This window comes from Achromobacter sp. Root83 (assembly GCF_001428845.1).
In the GTDB taxonomy this organism is placed as follows: Bacteria; Pseudomonadota; Gammaproteobacteria; order Burkholderiales; family Burkholderiaceae_B; genus Achromobacter.
Genome location: NZ_LMIU01000026.1, coordinates 1 through 16,081 on the forward strand (window position 1 = coordinate 1; position 16,081 = coordinate 16,081).

The 16,081-nt window shown below is 65.0% G+C and carries 12 protein-coding genes, 1 rRNA gene and 1 other RNA gene; 12 read left to right on the forward strand and 2 right to left on the reverse strand.

The genetic code is table 11. From position 1 onward, the window contains the following. Nucleotides 1-241: 241 nt before the first annotated feature. Together rrf and ASE30_RS25440 are read left to right on the forward strand one after the other, a co-directional pair. Nucleotides 242-354, forward strand: a 5S ribosomal RNA gene (gene rrf, locus ASE30_RS25435). 323 nt (nucleotides 355-677) lie between these two features. Beyond that, the gene (locus ASE30_RS25440; RefSeq protein ID WP_057287071.1) at nucleotides 678-1,043 is read left to right on the forward strand and encodes a hypothetical protein; all 366 of its coding nucleotides are present in this window, start codon (nucleotides 678-680) and stop codon (nucleotides 1,041-1,043) included. A gap of 382 nt (nucleotides 1,044-1,425) precedes the next feature. On the opposite strand, the gene ASE30_RS25445 is transcribed toward ASE30_RS25440, so the two are convergent. Further along, nucleotides 1,426-1,704, reverse strand: coding sequence for an SWIB/MDM2 domain-containing protein (locus ASE30_RS25445; RefSeq protein ID WP_057287072.1), 279 nt, complete (start codon nucleotides 1,702-1,704; stop codon nucleotides 1,426-1,428). A 146-nt stretch (nucleotides 1,705-1,850) separates the two neighbouring features. Here ASE30_RS25445 and ASE30_RS25450 point away from each other — a divergent pair, with 146 nt between their 5' ends. Continuing rightward, nucleotides 1,851-3,044, forward strand: a complete 1,194-nt coding sequence (locus ASE30_RS25450) for a M20 aminoacylase family protein (protein WP_057287073.1) — start codon at nucleotides 1,851-1,853, stop codon at nucleotides 3,042-3,044. A gap of 10 nt (nucleotides 3,045-3,054) precedes the next feature. Further along, complete coding sequence (pyrC, locus tag ASE30_RS25455) at nucleotides 3,055-4,119, forward strand: dihydroorotase (RefSeq protein ID WP_082601733.1); 1,065 nt, start codon at nucleotides 3,055-3,057, stop codon at nucleotides 4,117-4,119. A 116-nt stretch (nucleotides 4,120-4,235) separates the two neighbouring features. On the opposite strand, the gene ASE30_RS25460 is transcribed toward pyrC, so the two are convergent. Further along, nucleotides 4,236-6,062 carry an ATP-binding cassette domain-containing protein gene (locus ASE30_RS25460; protein ID WP_057287074.1) on the reverse strand — a complete coding sequence of 609 codons (1,827 nt, stop codon included), beginning with the start codon at nucleotides 6,060-6,062 and terminating at the stop codon, nucleotides 4,236-4,238. Nucleotides 6,063-6,191: 129 nt separating this feature from the next. On the opposite strand from ASE30_RS25460, the gene rnpB reads away from it, so the two are divergent. From rnpB to murD, 8 genes are all read left to right on the forward strand, one after another. Then, nucleotides 6,192-6,597: RNase P RNA component class A (gene rnpB / locus ASE30_RS26380), an RNA gene on the forward strand. 357 nt (nucleotides 6,598-6,954) lie between these two features. Further along, entirely contained in the window at nucleotides 6,955-7,383 is a 429-nt protein-coding gene (mraZ, locus tag ASE30_RS25465; RefSeq protein ID WP_057287234.1) for a division/cell wall cluster transcriptional repressor MraZ, read from the forward strand. A 7-nt stretch (nucleotides 7,384-7,390) separates the two neighbouring features. Then, nucleotides 7,391-8,488 carry a 16S rRNA (cytosine(1402)-N(4))-methyltransferase RsmH gene (gene rsmH, locus ASE30_RS25470; RefSeq protein ID WP_057287075.1) on the forward strand — a complete coding sequence of 366 codons (1,098 nt, stop codon included), beginning with the start codon at nucleotides 7,391-7,393 and terminating at the stop codon, nucleotides 8,486-8,488. Then, nucleotides 8,488-8,781 carry a cell division protein FtsL gene (ftsL, locus tag ASE30_RS25475; protein ID WP_057287076.1) on the forward strand — a complete coding sequence of 98 codons (294 nt, stop codon included), beginning with the start codon at nucleotides 8,488-8,490 and terminating at the stop codon, nucleotides 8,779-8,781. Before rsmH ends, ftsL begins: the two co-directional genes overlap by 1 nt. Beyond that, nucleotides 8,778-10,508: a penicillin-binding protein 2 gene (locus tag ASE30_RS25480; RefSeq protein ID WP_057287077.1), complete on the forward strand. Its 1,731-nt coding sequence runs from the start codon at nucleotides 8,778-8,780 to the stop codon at nucleotides 10,506-10,508. The genes ftsL and ASE30_RS25480 overlap by 4 nt, the downstream gene beginning before the upstream one ends. Then, nucleotides 10,505-13,354 carry a bifunctional UDP-N-acetylmuramoyl-L-alanyl-D-glutamate--2,6-diaminopimelate ligase MurE/UDP-N-acetylmuramoyl-tripeptide--D-alanyl-D-alanine ligase MurF gene (gene murF / locus ASE30_RS25485; protein WP_057287078.1) on the forward strand — a complete coding sequence of 950 codons (2,850 nt, stop codon included), beginning with the start codon at nucleotides 10,505-10,507 and terminating at the stop codon, nucleotides 13,352-13,354. The genes ASE30_RS25480 and murF overlap by 4 nt, the downstream gene beginning before the upstream one ends. Then, the gene (mraY, locus tag ASE30_RS25490; protein ID WP_057287079.1) at nucleotides 13,344-14,513 is read left to right on the forward strand and encodes a phospho-N-acetylmuramoyl-pentapeptide-transferase; all 1,170 of its coding nucleotides are present in this window, start codon (nucleotides 13,344-13,346) and stop codon (nucleotides 14,511-14,513) included. Before murF ends, mraY begins: the two co-directional genes overlap by 11 nt. Then, nucleotides 14,510-16,042, forward strand: a complete 1,533-nt coding sequence (gene murD / locus ASE30_RS25495) for a UDP-N-acetylmuramoyl-L-alanine--D-glutamate ligase (protein ID WP_057287080.1) — start codon at nucleotides 14,510-14,512, stop codon at nucleotides 16,040-16,042. Before mraY ends, murD begins: the two co-directional genes overlap by 4 nt. The last annotated feature ends 39 nt before the right edge of the window (nucleotides 16,043-16,081 follow it).

The window sequence follows — 16,081 nt, forward strand, 5'->3', positions numbered from 1 at the left end:
CCTTCCCATCCCGAACAGGACAGTGAAACGCCTTCGCGCCGATGATAGTGGACGGACGTCTGTGAAAGTAGGTCATCGTCAGGCTTTTATTCCGCAAAACCCCACAGGTATCCCCTGTGGGGTTTTGTCTTTTAGTGAGAACACGCGTGTGAACTGCCAGGCGTGCCGGCAGCCGTGCGGTGTGATGCGCTGACCCAGATTCGAACAGTTGACGCCGCAGTCAACTGCTCTAGCAGTTACGCTTGACGACCATAGCAAGGTGGTACCACTCCTTCCCATCCCGAACAGGACAGTGAAACGCCTTCGCGCCGATGATAGTGGACGGACGTCCGTGAAAGTAGGTCATCGTCGAGCTCTTATCCTTCAAAGCCCCGCCGGCATCCGGCGGGGCTTTGTCATGTGTGGGCGGAGGTCTCATATGCTGAGGTCTGATCTGTGTGGGCTGCGGTCGCTCAGCGCGAGTTCGTGACCGTGGCATGGCACGCACGCCCACCGTATCCGCGTGCCGCCGTGGGGCCCGTGTGGAGCGCTGCCGACGCGTGTCGAATCGCGCTCGCGAATCCATGCGTGTCGGTCTGCAAGCCGCGCCAATGCTGAATGTGCACAATTAACAACGCACGTGGGCGGGGTGGCTTTGTGCGGTAAGATTGACCGAGTCAATTCGTTGGAGCGTTATCGTGAGTGATACCCAGACCCCCGTGCCCGGTACGACATTGGACCTGCGCACGTTGACCCACGTGGCCTATGGCTTGTACGCCTTGGGCTTTCTGACGAGTGGAATTCTGGGCATCGCCACGCTGGCAGCCGTTGTGCTCATGTATTTGAAGCGCTCGGATGCCGCCGGCACCGTCTACGCCGCTCATTTCGACTGGTTGTTGCGCACGTTCTGGTGGGCCTTGCTGTGGCTGGCTATCAGCGGCATTGCGACGCTTATCTTCATTGGATGGATCGGCGTGGCCGCCACGGTCGTATGGGTGCTGTATCGCCTGATCAAGGGATGGCTGGCGCTCTTGGAAGGCAGCGCGCCCACCACCTACGCCTGACGTCACGTCCAGGTATGCAGAAGGGCCGGCATCGATGCCGGCCCTTCTGCATGTGGCTCCGCGCAGCGCGGAGCAAGCCAAGTCCGCGCGCGTGGAACGGACAGGCTCATATCACAATCGCTACAGACCGATCGAGAGTAGAAGAGGTTGGGATGTCAGCCGCGGCGGCCGTGGCGCACAGGCTGATTGATGCGTCTGCCTGAGACGCGCACCAAGCGGGCGTTTCGGGCGATGGGATGGGGTAGGACGGGTCCACGGATCGTGGAGGTGGCGAATACGCCGGAGACGGGATCAGCGCGGGGGAGCTTGGCTCGCCCGGCAGTGAGCCAGGGCGTCGCGACAATCCAAAGGCAGGGACGTACGCTGTACGCCCTTTGCCTGCTTACTTCAGATGTGCGTTGACCAGTTTGGTCAGTTCGAACATCGTGACCTGATCTTTGCCAAAGATCGGGAGCAGCTTGGCATCGGCGTTGATGTTGCGCTTGTTGCTGGCGTCTTGCAGGTTGTGCTTCTTGATGTATTCCCAGATCTTCTTGGTGACCTCGGTACGCGGCACGGCTTCCGAGCCGATGACAGCGGCCAAGTCGGCGCTGGGGGTCAGGGGCTTCATGAATGCAGCGTTCGGCTTGCGCGCGGTCGCGGGTTTGGAGGTTGTGGCCATAATGCGGCGCTCCTACTCTGGCTGTTGGAAAAATTGTCCTGCGGCCGGAGCATAACGTGTCTCTCCCGTAAAGACAAAGGCATTTATCCTCTGTAGCAACTAAAATGGCCAGAATGTCCCCTCTACCAGGTCATTCTGTAACCTCTATGTACGCACGATCTCCCTTGGAATCGATTCGGCTTTTTCATGACGAATTGACGGCGCTTCGGCGCGATTTGCATGCACATCCTGAACTGGGCTTCGAAGAAGTCCGAACGTCGGGAATCGTCGCGGGCGCCCTGGAGGCCCTGGGGATCGAGGTGCATCGCGGTATTGGCAAGACCGGCGTGGTGGGTGTGATCCGTGGCAAGCGTTGCGACAGCGGCCGCATGATCGGCCTGCGCGCGGACATGGATGCGCTGCCCATGACCGAAGACAACAGCTTCGGGCACAAATCGACCAAGCCTGGCCTGATGCATGGTTGCGGGCACGACGGTCATACGGCGGTGTTGGTCGGGGCCGCGAAGTACCTGGCGCAGACGCGCAACTTCGACGGTACCGCGGTGCTGATTTTCCAGCCCGCCGAAGAAGGCCGAGGCGGTGCGCGCGCCATGCTGGAAGATGGCCTGTTCGATACCTTTCCGTGCGATGCGATCTATGCCCTGCACAACTGGCCTGGCCTGAAACCGGGCACCATCGGCATCAATCCGGGGCCGATGATGGCCGCCGCTGACCGCTTCGAGATACTGATCACGGGGCGGGGCGGGCATGGCGCGCATCCGTACCAGACGATTGATCCGGTAACGATCGCGGGGCAGATCATCACGGCGTTGCAGACCATTGTGTCGCGCAACGTGAACCCGCTGGATTCGGCCGTGGTGTCCATTGGATCGCTGCAGGCGGGCCACCCTGGCGCGATGAGCGTGATTCCGCGCGAAGCCCGGATGGTCGGCACGGTGCGCACGTTCCGCAAGTCGGTCCAGGAAATGGTCGAGACCCGCATGCGCGAACTGGTCTCCGCCATCGCCGGCGCTTTCGGCGGCACGGCGGAAGTGGTGTATGAACGCATCTATCCCGCCACCCTCAATACGCCGCAGCACGCCAATCTGGTGGCCGACATCGCGACCGAGATGATCGGCAAGGAGAATGTGGTGCGCGACCTGGTGCCCTCGATGGGCTCCGAAGATTTTTCTTTCATGTTGCAGAGCAAGCCAGGCGCCTATTTCCGCCTGGGGCAGGGCGGCGCCGATTCCGGCTGCGTGCTGCACAACTCGCATTTCGATTTCAACGATGCCGTCATTCCTCTGGGCAGCGCGATGTTCTGCGCGCTGGCCGAACGAGGCATGCCGCTGGCAGACTAAGAAGCCTCTCATGTCTATTCAAAGCACGACTCAGCTCACCATCACCCGCCCCGACGATTGGCATTTGCACCTGCGCGATGGCGCGGCGCTGGAAGCCGTTGTGGCCGATACCGCGCGCCAGTTCGCCCGCGCCATCATCATGCCCAACCTGAAGCCGCCCGTGACCACCACCGAGCAGGCGCTGGCTTACCGCGACCGGATTCTTGCGGCGCTGGCCAAGGCGGGCGGCAACCCGGCGTCGTTCACGCCACTGATGACGCTGTACCTGACCGACAATACCCCCGCCGAGGAAATCTTCCGCGCGCACGAGTCCGGCCAAGTGTTTGCGGTGAAGCTGTACCCCGCTGGCGCGACGACCAATTCGGATGCCGGCGTGACCGATCTGCTGGGCAAATGCACGAAGGCGCTGGAGGCGCTGCAGAAGTGCGGCATGCCGTTGCTGGTGCATGGGGAAGTGACGGACGCGTCCATCGACGTGTTCGACCGCGAAGCCATTTTTGTCGAGCGAGTGATGAAGCCCTTGCGGCGCGCCTTCCCGGCATTGAAGGTCGTGTTCGAACACATTACGACGAAAGAGGGCGCCGAGTACGTGCGTGACGCCGAGGGCCCGATCGCCGCGACGATCACGCCGCAGCACATGCTATACAACCGCAACGCGATTTTCCAGGGCGGCGTGCGCCCGCATTGGTATTGCCTGCCGATCCTGAAGCGCGAGACGCACCGCCTGGCCCTGGTCGAGGCGGCCACCAGCGGCAGCCCGCGCTTCTTTCTGGGCACCGACAGCGCGCCGCACGCCCGTGGCTTGAAGGAGCACGCTTGTGGCTGCGCGGGCTGCTATACCGCCCTGCATGCCATGGAACTCTATGCCACGGCCTTCGAGGCGGCGGGCAAGCTCGACAAGCTGGAGGGATTCGCCAGCTTTCACGGTCCGGATTTCTATGGCCTGCCCCGCAATGCGGGCACGCTAACGCTGGCCCGCGAGACATACCGCGTGCCCGAAGAACTGGCGTTCGGCAATACGACGCTGGTGCCGCTGGCCGCCGGCGAAGCGCTGGCCTGGCGCGCCCACGCGTAGGCGGAAGATGGCAGGGCGCTTGCGTCCGCCGAGAAAAAAGGGGTGACCGGCTGTGGGCCGGTCACCCCTTTTCATTTGATGCGCTGCTGAATGTATATATAGAGAGAGCCTGGTTGTCAGAGCGTGCCTTCGCGCCGGGCCTCCAGCAGTTCCCAGCGGGCGAACCGCTCTTCCAGCTCGCTTTCCAGCTTGGCCAGTTCACCGTTGATGCGTTCCACCTCTGCCGGCGCATCGCGGTACAGGCTGCCGTCCGCCAGCTTGCCTGCCAGTTCGGCCTGCTGCGCCTCGAGGGCGGCAATGGCATCCGGCAAGCCTTCGAGTTCGCGGAGGTCCCAGGCGTTTATCTTGCTGGACTTCGCGGGTTTTGGGCGCGCGCCCTTGGCGCGCGAGGAGGCTTCGTCCGCCGGCTTGACGGCCTTGCCGCCATCGGACGGCGAGGCCGCGGCCTCTGGCCGCTGGGCGACCCATTCATCGTAGCCGCCGACATAATCGCGCCAGTGGCCATTGCCTTCGTAGGCGATGGTCTGGGTGACCACGTTGTTCAGGAAGGCGCGGTCGTGGCTGACGAGCAGCACCGTGCCGGCGTATTCCTGCAACAGCTCTTCCAGGAGTTCCAGCGTTTCGATATCCAGGTCGTTGGTGGGTTCGTCCAGCACCAGCACGTTGGCGGGGCGGGCAAACAGTCTCGCGAGCAGGAGGCGAGCGCGTTCTCCGCCCGACAGGCTGCGCACCGGCGAGCCCGCGCGCGCGGGCGAAAACAGGAAGTCCCCAAGATAGGTCATCACGTGCTTGCGGGTGCCGCCGATCTCGACCCATTCGCTGCCCGGGCTGATGATGTCGACGAGCGTGGCGTTTTCATCAAGCTGCGCACGCATCTGATCGAAGTAGGCAACCGCGACGTTGGTGCCCAGGCGCGTCGTGCCGGTGTCGGGCTGCATCTCGCCCAGGATGAGCTTGAGCAGCGTCGTTTTGCCGGCCCCGTTGGGGCCAATGATGCCGATGCGGTCGCCGCGCAGGATGGTCGTGGAGTAATCGTCCACGACGATCTTGTCGCCGAACGTCTTGCCCACGTGTTCGAGTTCGGCCACGAGCTTGCCGGAACGTTGGCCTTCGGCCAGCGCCAGCGACACATCGCCGACGCGTTCACGGCGCTCGGCGCGCTGGACGCGCAGGCTTTCCAGGCGCCGCACACGGCCTTCGTTGCGGGTGCGGCGCGCTTCGACGCCTTTGCGAATCCAGACTTCTTCCTGCGCCAGCAGTTTGTCGAAACGCGCTTGCTCCAGCCGCTCGGACTCCAGCCACTGGGCCTTGCGTTCCTGCCATTGTGAAAAGTTGCCGGGAAAGCTCAGGAGGCGGCCGCGATCGAGCTCCACGATGCGGGTGGTGACGGCGTCCAGGAAGCGCCGGTCATGGGTGATGATCACCGCGGCGCCCTTCCAGGTGCGCAGCATCTCTTCCAGCCAGGCGATGCCTTCGAAGTCGAGATGGTTGGTGGGTTCGTCCAGCAGCAACAGATCGGGTTCGTCGACCAGGGCGCGGGCCAATGCGACGCGCTTGCGGGTGCCGCCAGACAGCCCGGCGATCTGCACGTCGGCGGGCAAGCCCAGCTTTTCTATCACCGCGCGCGCGCGGGACGGCCGCTGCCAATCCTCGTGATCGCCTTCCGAGTCGCAGACCACGTCGAAGACGGTGGCGTTGTCGTCCAGCTCGGGTTCCTGTTCGACGGTTGCGACGCGCAGGCCCGAACTGCGGGCGATGGAGCCGTCGTCGGGCTGCGTTCTGCCGTCGAGCAGCCTGAGCAGCGAAGACTTCCCGGCGCCGTTGCGGCCGATGAGGCCGATGCGTTCGCCGGCCTGGATGGCGAAGTCGGCATGATCCAGCAACGGATGGTGCCCATAGGCAAGCTGGATGTCGGTCAGGGTGATGAGAGTGTCGAGGGCCATGTAGTGGGTAGTGTCTGCGGCGTCTAAGCGAATCAAGGCGTATTGTCGCAGGAACCCCGGATGTCGGCCGAAGGCTCGCCAAGGCTTCCTTGGGGACAGAGTCGCGGCGTGTAATAGAATACGCATTGCAAGGCGGGTCGGGCGATCGCGGTGGGTGCGAATCCATCGAGGAAGGTCCGGACTCCACAGGGCAGGGTAACGGCTAACGGCCGTCCGGTTGCGTCTTCGGGCGCGGCTGAGGAATAGGACCACAGAGACGAGACTGCGGGGCGGGCGGGCATTGCGCGCACCGATACGGCCATCTCCGTATCGCGCCATCCGGCAACGGACGGCGGCATCGCAGGGTGAAACGCGGCAACCTCTATCCGGAGCAACATCAAATAGGCATGCGTGCGGCCCTCGGGCCGTGAAGGGCGGCTCCGTCCTAGCATGCGGGTAGATGGCTAGAGCGGCTCAGCAATGATCCGCGCAGAGGAATGATCGTCCGCCAGGGCAACCTGGTGTACAGAATCCGGCCTATAGACCCGTCTTGCATTGAATTCCCAAGCGCGCGCATGCCCGGCCGGAAGCCCGCCGGGGATCCGGGGCACTGGATTCGCGGTTTTTTTTAAGGCCTGGCCGGGGTTGTTCGGCCGGAAGCCTTGCCAGCCGGGGCAATTGAGCGCCCGTAAAACAATGCAAAGGCATTGTTAGCCGCTACTCCTGAACAAGGACATTTAGAGTGTGCTGCAACCCCCTGATTTATTAGGGGGTTTTTCTTTTTGCCGTTTTACAAATTGATCTAAGTCCTTGTTGTGATTGAAAAAATTGCAACCACGCGCTTGACCGCCCCTGTGCCATACCGTAGAGTGGGAAATAGTAGGAAATTGTGCAATTAAGTGGGGTAAATGTGGTGTTTCAGGGAAGCAGCGCGCTCACGCTGGATGCCAAGGGACGGATCTCGATTCCGACCCGGCATCGTGACGCGCTCGTATCGCAGGCCGATGGCCGGCTGACCCTGACCCGCCACCCCGACGGTTGCCTGCTGGTGTATCCGAGGCCGGAGTGGGAAAAGAAGCGCGAGCAGATCGCCGCTTTCCCCATGACGGCTCGTGCGCTGCAGCGGCTGTTGCTGGGCAACGCTCAGGACGTGGAACTGGACGGCTCCGGCCGGGTTCTGATCGCTCCTGAACTGCGCAACGCTTCCGGTATGACGCGCGATGTGATGCTGCTCGGTCTGGGCGCGCACTTCGAGCTGTGGGACGCCGCTACCCTGGCCAGCCGCGAGGCTGAGGACCTGGCCAAGGGTATGCCGGATGTGTTGAATCAGTTTTCGTTCTGAAAAAGATATGGAATTCGAACATCGGCCCGTCCTGCTGGCGCCGACGGTGGATGCACTATTGCTGCCCGGCTTTGGCGGCAAGGGTGCGACACGGTCGCATGTGCAGGCCGAGCCGGATACGGCTACGCGAGCGGAGAGCGGCGTCTTCGTCGACGGCACCTTCGGGCGTGGCGGGCACAGCCGCGAGCTGCTTGGCCGTCTGGGCAAGCAGGCGCGGCTGGTGGTCTTTGACAAGGATCCCGAAGCAATCGCCGTGGCCAACGCGTTGGCGGCGGCGGATGCCCGGGTCACGGTCGTTCATGGCGGCTTTGCCACCATGGCGGAAGAATTGGAGCAGCTCGGCATCGGCAAAGTCGATGGCGTGATGCTGGATCTGGGCGTTTCGTCGCCTCAGATCGACGACGCTGAACGTGGCTTCTCGTTCATGCGGGACGGACCGCTGGATATGCGGATGGACACCACTCGTGGACCCACGGTGGCGGATTGGCTGGCGCAAGCCAGTGTGGATGAGATGCGGGAGGTCATAGCGGATTATGGCGAAGAACGGTTTGCTTTTCAGGTTGCAAAGGCGATTGCTGCTCGCCGCGCAACAAGGCCGCTGCGCACCACGCTCGAGCTTGCCGAGTGCGTCGCCAGCGCCGTCCGCACGCGCGAAAAGGGGCAACATCCGGCCACACGCACCTTTCAAGCTTTACGGATTTACATCAATCGGGAACTCGAAGAGCTCGCGCGCACCCTCGCGGCAGCTCTAGACCTGCTTGCCCCGGGAGGGAGGTTGGCGGTGATCAGCTTTCATTCGCTAGAAGACCGCATGGTCAAGCAATGCATCGCGGCGGCGGCTCGTCCGGCCGCTGCGCATGCACGCCTGCCCCTGCGCGAAAGCGAAATGCCCCAACCCGTCCTGCGTTCCCTGGGCCGTATCCTGGCTGAAGACGATGAAGTCTCGGCCAATGCCCGCGCCCGCTCCGCGGTGTTGCGGGTCGCCGAACGTACCGAAACGCCCCTGCCCGCCGAGGGCGGTTTTGCGTTCGTGAAAATCGGTTCGCTGCCCGGCAGCGACCTGGCCCCGCCGCCTCGCCGCGGCGGCAAGGGGGGACGCCGCTAATGGGTCGCGTCAACCTGATCGTTGCGGCTTTGCTGATGCTGTCGGCCATTTCCCTGGTCACCAGCCGGTATCAGTCGCGCCAGCTTTTCGTGGAGCTGGGCCGCGATCAGGCGCATGCGCGTGACCTGGAAACCAATTGGCGGCGCCTGCAGCTCGATCGCGCCGAGCTTGCCCGCAACGCGCGGGTGGACGCGATTGCCCGCGACGGCCTGAAGATGATCTCCATCGTTCCGGACCGCACGCTGTATATGAATCAGGCGCCGCTTCCCGCTCCGGCCGGGGGCGCCCAATGAAGCGCGTTCCCTTCTTCGACAACCCCGTGCTGCGCGGGCAATTGCCCACGTGGCGCGCACGCCTGGTGCTGATCCTGCTGTTCGGCGGGTTCACGGTGCTGGCCGGCCGCGCGCTGTTCCTGCAAGGCTTGTCGACGGAGTTTCTGCAGCAGCAGGGCGAGCGCCGCTATGAGCGCACGCTTACGCTGGCCGCCACGCGCGGCAAGATCATGGACCGCAACGGCGCGGTCCTGGCCTCCAGCGTGCCCGCGCGCGCCATCTGGGCGATTCCCGAAGACGTCAAGCAAGCCACGCCGGGCCAGATCGACGCTCTGGCCAAGCTGCTGGAAACGCCGGCGGGTGACTTGCGCCGTCGTCTGGTCGACGAGGACAAGAACTTCGTCTACCTGAAACGCCAGGTCTCGATGGACGTGGCCGACAAGATCAAGCAACTGGGACTGCCGGGCGTGCATCAGCAGCCCGAAACCCGCCGCTACTACCCGGACGGCGACGTGATGGCCCATGTGGTGGGCTTCAACAGCGTCGAGGACCAGGGCCAGGAAGGCGTTGAGCTCACCTTCAATCAGCAGTTGTCGGGGCGGCCGGGCAGCCGGCGCGTCATCAAGGACCGGTTGGGCCGCGTGATCGAGGACGTCCAGGCCGCCACCTTGCCCGTGGACGGACGCGACTTGCGCCTGTCCATCGATACGCGCCTGCAGTATCTGGTGTTCAAGGCATTGAAGGACGCCATGGACAAGCACCAGGCCAAGGGCGCGACCGCCGTCGTCCTGGACGTGCATACCGGCGAAATCCTGGCACTGGCCAACGTTCCGACCTTCGACCCGAACAAGCGCGAGACCTTCCACGGTTCCAATCTGCGCAATCAGGCCATTACGGACACCTTCGAACCCGGCTCCATCATGAAGCCGTTCACCGCCGCGCTGGCGCTGGAACTCGGCCGCATCACCACGTCGACGCTGTTCGAGACCGGCAATGGCCGCTTCACCTATCAGGGCAGCACCATCAGCGACGTGAGCCGCAACGGCACGCTGGACGTGGCGGGCGTGCTGCGCAAGTCCAGCAACATCGGCATGACGATGATCTCCGAGAAGCTGGAATCCCGCGAGATGTGGGATCGCTTCACGGAGTTGGGACTGGGCCAGGCGCCTCAGGTGGGATTCCCGGGCGCGGCGCCCGGCCGTCTGCGTCCCTGGGACCGCTGGCGCCTGATCGAAAAGGCCACGATGGCCTATGGCTACGGTCTGTCGGTGTCGCTGCTGCAGGTGGCGCGCGCCTATACGGTGTTCGCCCGCAACGGAGACATGGTGTCGCTGACCCTGGTCAAGCGCGACAGCGATCCCACCAGCGTCAAGATCTATACGCCCAAGACGACCGCAACGGTGCGCGCCATGCTGGAGGCCGCGACGGGCCCCGAGGGCACCAAGGCCGCGCAGGTGCAGGGCTATCGCGTGGCTGGCAAGAGCGGCACCGCGCGCAAGATCGTGGATGGCAAGTACAGCATGCAGCGTTACCGGAGCTCTTATGTGGGCTTCGCCCCGGTGTCGGACCCCAAGATCGTGGTGGCCGTGTCCATCGACGAGCCGACGACCGGCGGCTACTACGGCGGCGCGATCGCCGCGCCCGTGTTCTCTCATATCGTGGGGGGGAGCCTCAGGCTGATGGGGGTGCGGCCGGACGCGCCATTTGAATCCACGATTGTTGCTGGTCTCAAGGAGCCAGGCAGATGAGCGCCAAAGGCTTCCTCTCTTCCCCTGTCGCCACGGTTGCTGAAATCGTGGCGTGGTTGCATGCGCGCGTAGCGTTGACCGCGCATCTCAAGCTGGACTCGCGCGATATCGAGCCGGGCGATGTGTTCGTCGCCTGCCCGGGGCTGTCCAGCGACGGACGTCTCTATATGGACAAGGCGTTGGCGCTGGGCGCCAGCGCGGTGCTGTTCGAAGCGCCCGCCAGCGATGCCATCCAGGCGATGTCGGCGGAGGCCGCCGTGCTGCCCGTGACCGGCCTGCGCGCACTGCTGGGCGAACTGGGCGACACCTGGTACGGTCGCCCGTCGGCCGCGCTGGCGGTGGTGGCGGTGACCGGCACCAATGGCAAGACCTCTTCGGTTCAATGGATCGCCCACGCGCTGAGCCGCAATGACAAGGCCTGCGGCACCATCGGCACGCTGGGCGCGGTGCTGCCCGACGGCCGTACGCTGGGCGGCGACCTGACGACTCCCGATGTGCTGACGGTGCACCGCACGCTTGCCGCGATGCGCGATGCCGGGGCAAGGGCAGTCGCGATGGAGGCGTCGTCTATCGGCATCGAGCAGGGCCGGATGGACGGCGTGCGCGTGGCGCTGGCCGCGTTCACGAACCTCACGCGCGACCACCTCGACTATCACGTCACGATGGAGCGCTATGAAGAGGCGAAGGCGCGCCTGTTCCGCTGGCCTGGCCTGACAGCCGCCGTGATCAACGCCGATGACGAGGCCGGGCGCCGGCTGATCGCCAGCCTGCCCGCCGGCGTCTCCCCAATGGGCTACAGCCTGAGCGACGATCCCGCGATTCCCGCCGCCATGCGCGCGCGCGACCTGCAGGCCACGTCCCAGGGCCAGATCTTCACGCTGGTCTCGCCGCACGGCGAAGCCCAGATCGTGACGCGCCTGCTGGGCGCGCACAATGTCTCGAATCTGCTGCTCGTGGCGGGCGTGCTGTACAAGCTGGGCCTGCCGTTCGCGCAGATCGCGCGCGAACTCGCGGCGACCGACCCCGTGGACGGCCGTCTTCAAACCGTCGAGCCGGTGCCGGTGAGCCACCAGGCCCGAGGCCCGCTGGTGGTGGTGGATTACGCGCACACGCCGGATGCGTTGTCGCGCGCGCTGCTCGCGTTGCGCGCCGTGGCCGTGGCGCGCTCGGGCCGCCTGATCTGCGTGTTTGGTTGCGGCGGCGAGCGCGATCCGGGCAAGCGGCCGGTGATGGGCGGCATCGCCGCCGAACTTGCCGACCATGTGGTGGTGTCCAGCGACAACCCCCGCACCGAGTCGCCCGAGGCCATCGTCGAACAGATACTTGCCGGTGTTCCTGAATCCGCCCGCGCCGACGTTCAAGTCGACCGCGCGCGCGCCATCCTGCAGACCGTCTGGGCGGCGTCCCCGGAAGACGTGGTGCTGCTGGCGGGCAAGGGCCACGAAACCTATCAGGACATCGGAGGGGAAAAGCTGCCCTTCGACGACCGCGAATGGGCGCGGCTGGCGCTGCTGCTGCCGCAGGTCAAAGGCGTGTCCACGGATACGCGCCGGGTCGGCGAGGGTGAATTGTTTGTCGCGCTGGTGGGCGAGAATTTCGACGCGCACCATTATCTGGATCAGGCGCAGGCGCGCGGCGCATGTGCCGCCGTCGTGGCGCATCCGGTGCCCGACGCCGGGCTGCCGCAATTGGTGGTGGGCGATACCCGCGCCGCGCTGATGCGCATCGGCGCCGCCTGGCGTGCGCGGTTCACGCTGCCCGTGGTGGCCGTGACGGGCAGCAACGGCAAGACGACCACCAAGGAAATGATCTCGGCCATGCTGGCCGAATGGCAGGGCGAGGCGGGCCGTCTGGCCACCGCCGGCAATCTGAACAATGACATCGGCGTGCCGCTGACCTTGCTGCGTCTGCGCCCGGAGCATTGCGCCGCCGTGTTCGAACTGGGCATGAACCATGCCGGCGAGATCGCGCAGTTGGCAGCCATCGCGGCGCCGACGGTGGCGCTGGTCACCAACGCCCAACGCGAGCACCAGGAATTCATGCATTCCGTGGAAGCGGTCGCGCATGAGAACGGGGCTGCGATTTCGGCATTGCCGGAGGACGGCGTGGCCGTCTATCCGGGCGACGAACCCTATTCGGGAATCTGGGATGCGCTGGCCGGCGCGCGCCGCGTGCTGCGCTTCGGCCTGCAACCCGGCCTGGACGTCTACGCAGAACAGATCATCGCGGAAGTGGATGCGACGCGGTGCCGCGTGGTGACGCCGGTCGGCACGGCAGACCTGGCATTGCCGGTGCCCGGCCTGCACAACTTGCGCAATGCCTTGGCGGCGATCGCCAGCGCCATCGCCGCGGGGGCGCCGCTTGAGAGCGCGGTGCGCGCGTTGGCGGGTTTTGCGCCCGTCGCCGGCCGCATGCAGCACAAACCAATGAGTGACGGAACGTTGCTCATCGATGACACCTACAATGCCAACCCCGATTCGGTTCGCGCGGCCATTGATGTGCTGGCGCGTATCGCCGGCACGCGCGTTCTGGTGCTGGGCGACATGGGCGAAATCGGGGACAACGGCCCCGCCATGCACGCAGAGGTGGGCAATTACGCGCGTGAGCATGGGCTCGACGCGCTCATTACGCTAGGCGAAGCCAGCCGGGCGGCAGCCGCCGCATTCGGCCCCGGCGCGCACGCCTGCGCATCGGTAGACGAAGTCGTTGCCGCCTTGCGCGGCTTGCGCCCGTCCTGCGTATTGGTAAAGGGATCGCGCTTTATGCGCATGGAGCGGGTAGTGACGGCTTTTTCTTTGAATGACGGGACGGCGGCCAAGGGGCAGGGAGAACACCATGCTGCTTGAGATCGCCCGTCTGCTTTCCGATGATGTGCGCGCCCTGGGCGTGTTCGAATACATCACCCTGCGCGCCGTCCTGGCGTGCGCGACGGCCTTGCTGATCGGCCTGGTCGCGGGACCGCGCGTGATCCGCAAGCTGACCGAAATGAAGATCGGCCAGGCGGTGCGTGCCTATGGCCCGGAAACCCACCTGGTCAAGACCGGCACCCCCACGATGGGCGGCGTGCTCATCCTGATCTCCATTGCGATCAGCACCCTGCTGTGGGCCGACTGGACCAACCGCTTCGTGTGGGTCGTGCTGCTGGTGACCTTCGGCTTTGGCTGGATCGGCTGGCGCGACGATTACCGCAAGGTGGTCTATCGCGATCCCGAGGGCATGCCGGCACGGCAAAAATTCTTCTGGCAAGCCACCATCGGCATGGTGGCCGCGGTGTATCTGGCGTTCGCGGTATCCGCGCCCGCCAATACCGAGCTCTGGCCCTTGTTCAAGGCCTGGGTCGGCAGCGGCTTCACGATGGCCTTGCCCACCCGCGCCGACCTGATCGTGCCGTTTTTCAAGACGGTGAGCTATCCGCTGGGCGTGCTGGGTTTCGTGGCGCTGACGTGGGCGGTGATCGTCGGCACCAGCAATGCCGTGAATCTTACGGACGGCCTGGATGGGCTGGCGATCATGCCCACCGTGATGGTCGGCAGCGCGCTCGGCATCTTCGCCTACGTGGTCGGCCGCGTGGACTATTCGAAGTATCTGCTGTTTCCCTACATTCCCGGCGCGTCCGAATTGATGGTGCTGTGCGCAGCGATTGGCGGCGCCGGCCTGGCATTTTTATGGTTCAACGCGTATCCGGCGCAGGTCTTCATGGGCGATGTCGGCGCACTCGCGCTGGGCGGCGCTTTGGGCACGATCGCGGTCATCGTGCGCCAGGAGATCGTGCTGTTCATCATGGGCGGTGTCTTCGTGGTCGAAACCCTGTCGGTGATGATCCAGGTGACGTGGTTCAAGTACACGAAGCGACGTTATGGAACAGGTAGACGCATCTTCCGCATGGCGCCGTTGCATCATCACTTTGAAGTGGGCGGCTGGAAAGAAACCCAGGTGGTCGTGCGTTTCTGGATCATCAGCATGATGCTGGTGCTGATTGGCCTCTCTACCCTGAAGTTGCGATGAATATGATGGAAACCTCCCGCGTTGACGCGCCGCTCGTCCTGATCCTCGGATTGGGCGAGACGGGTGTCGCCGCCGCACGCTGGTGCGCCCGTCAGGGCGCCCGCTTGCGCGTGGCCGACACGCGCGCCGAACCGGGCGGGCTGGCCGCGCTGCGGGAAGCGCTGGCGCAAAGCGACGTGGAATATCGCCTGGGTTGCGACGAGTCCTTCGCCACGGAATTGCTGGACGGCGTGGATCAGGTGGTGTTGAGCCCGGGACTGGCCCCCACGCAATCCCCCGCGGCGAACGTGCTGCGCGAGGCCGAGGCCCGTGGCATCGAAGTCGTCGGCGAAATCGAATTGTTCGCGCGGGCGCTGGCCGATCTGGCAGAGACGCGCGAGTACCGGCCGCGCCTGCTGGCCGTGACGGGCACCAACGGCAAGACGACCGTCACCGCATTGACCCGCCAACTGATCGAGGCCAGCGGTCTCTCCGTTCTGGCGGCGGGAAATATCAGCCCCGCGGCGCTTGCCGCGCTGACGGATGCGCTGGACACCGACACGCTGCCGCAGGTGTGGGTGCTGGAGTTGTCCAGCTTCCAACTGGAAACCACGCGCACGCTGATGGCCGACGCGGCCGTCGTGCTCAATGTCACGCAGGACCATCTGGATTGGCATGGCGGCATGCAAGCCTATGCGCAAGCCAAGGCGCGCCTCTTGAAGATGGCGCGCGTGGCCATCGTCAATCGCGACGATTCCTGCACCGTGGATATGGTGCAGACGCTGAACGCGCTGAACGTGCGCAGTTTCGGCCGCGCCGTGCCGGAACTGGTCGGCGACATGGGCCTGGAACTGGGGCAGGGCGTGGCCTGGCTGGTGGCCTGCGAGCCTAGCGATTTCGACGAACCCGCGCCGCCCGTGCGCCGCAAGAAGGACGCGCCCGAACCGGTGCGCGCCAAGGGCCGCATGAGCCGCCTGATGCCCGTCGATGCCTTGCGCATCCGCGGCATCCACAATGCCTTGAATGCGCTGGCTGCATTGCAGCTTGCGCGCTGCCTGGACCTGGGCTGGGGCGCCATGCTGCGCGCGCTGCGCGAGTATGCGGGCGAACCGCATCGCGCGGCTTTCGTGCGCACGATCGGTGGCGTGGACTACATCAACGACAGCAAGGGCACCAACGTGGGCGCCACCGTGGCCGCGCTGGAAGGCCTGGGCCAGCCGGTGGTGCTGATCGCCGGGGGTCAGGGCAAGGGCCAGGATTTCTCTCCGCTGATTCCCGTGGTGTCGCGCCATGCGCGCGCGGTGATGCTGATTGGCGCCGACGGCCCGGAGATCGGCCGCGTGCTGGCCGCAACCGGCGTCAAGTGCGTGCCGGCGGAATCTCTTCATGCCGCGGTGCGCGGCGCGGCCGAGCTGGCGCAACCGGGCGATGCCGTGCTGTTGTCGCCCGCCTGCGCCAGCCTCGACATGTTCCGCAACTATCCGCACCGCGGGCAGATGTTCGTGGAAGAGGTCGAAGACCTGGCCCGCGACCGTGGGGAGGTGGCATGAGCCGCAATCCCGCTCCCATCGCGACGGCGCGCCGCGCAG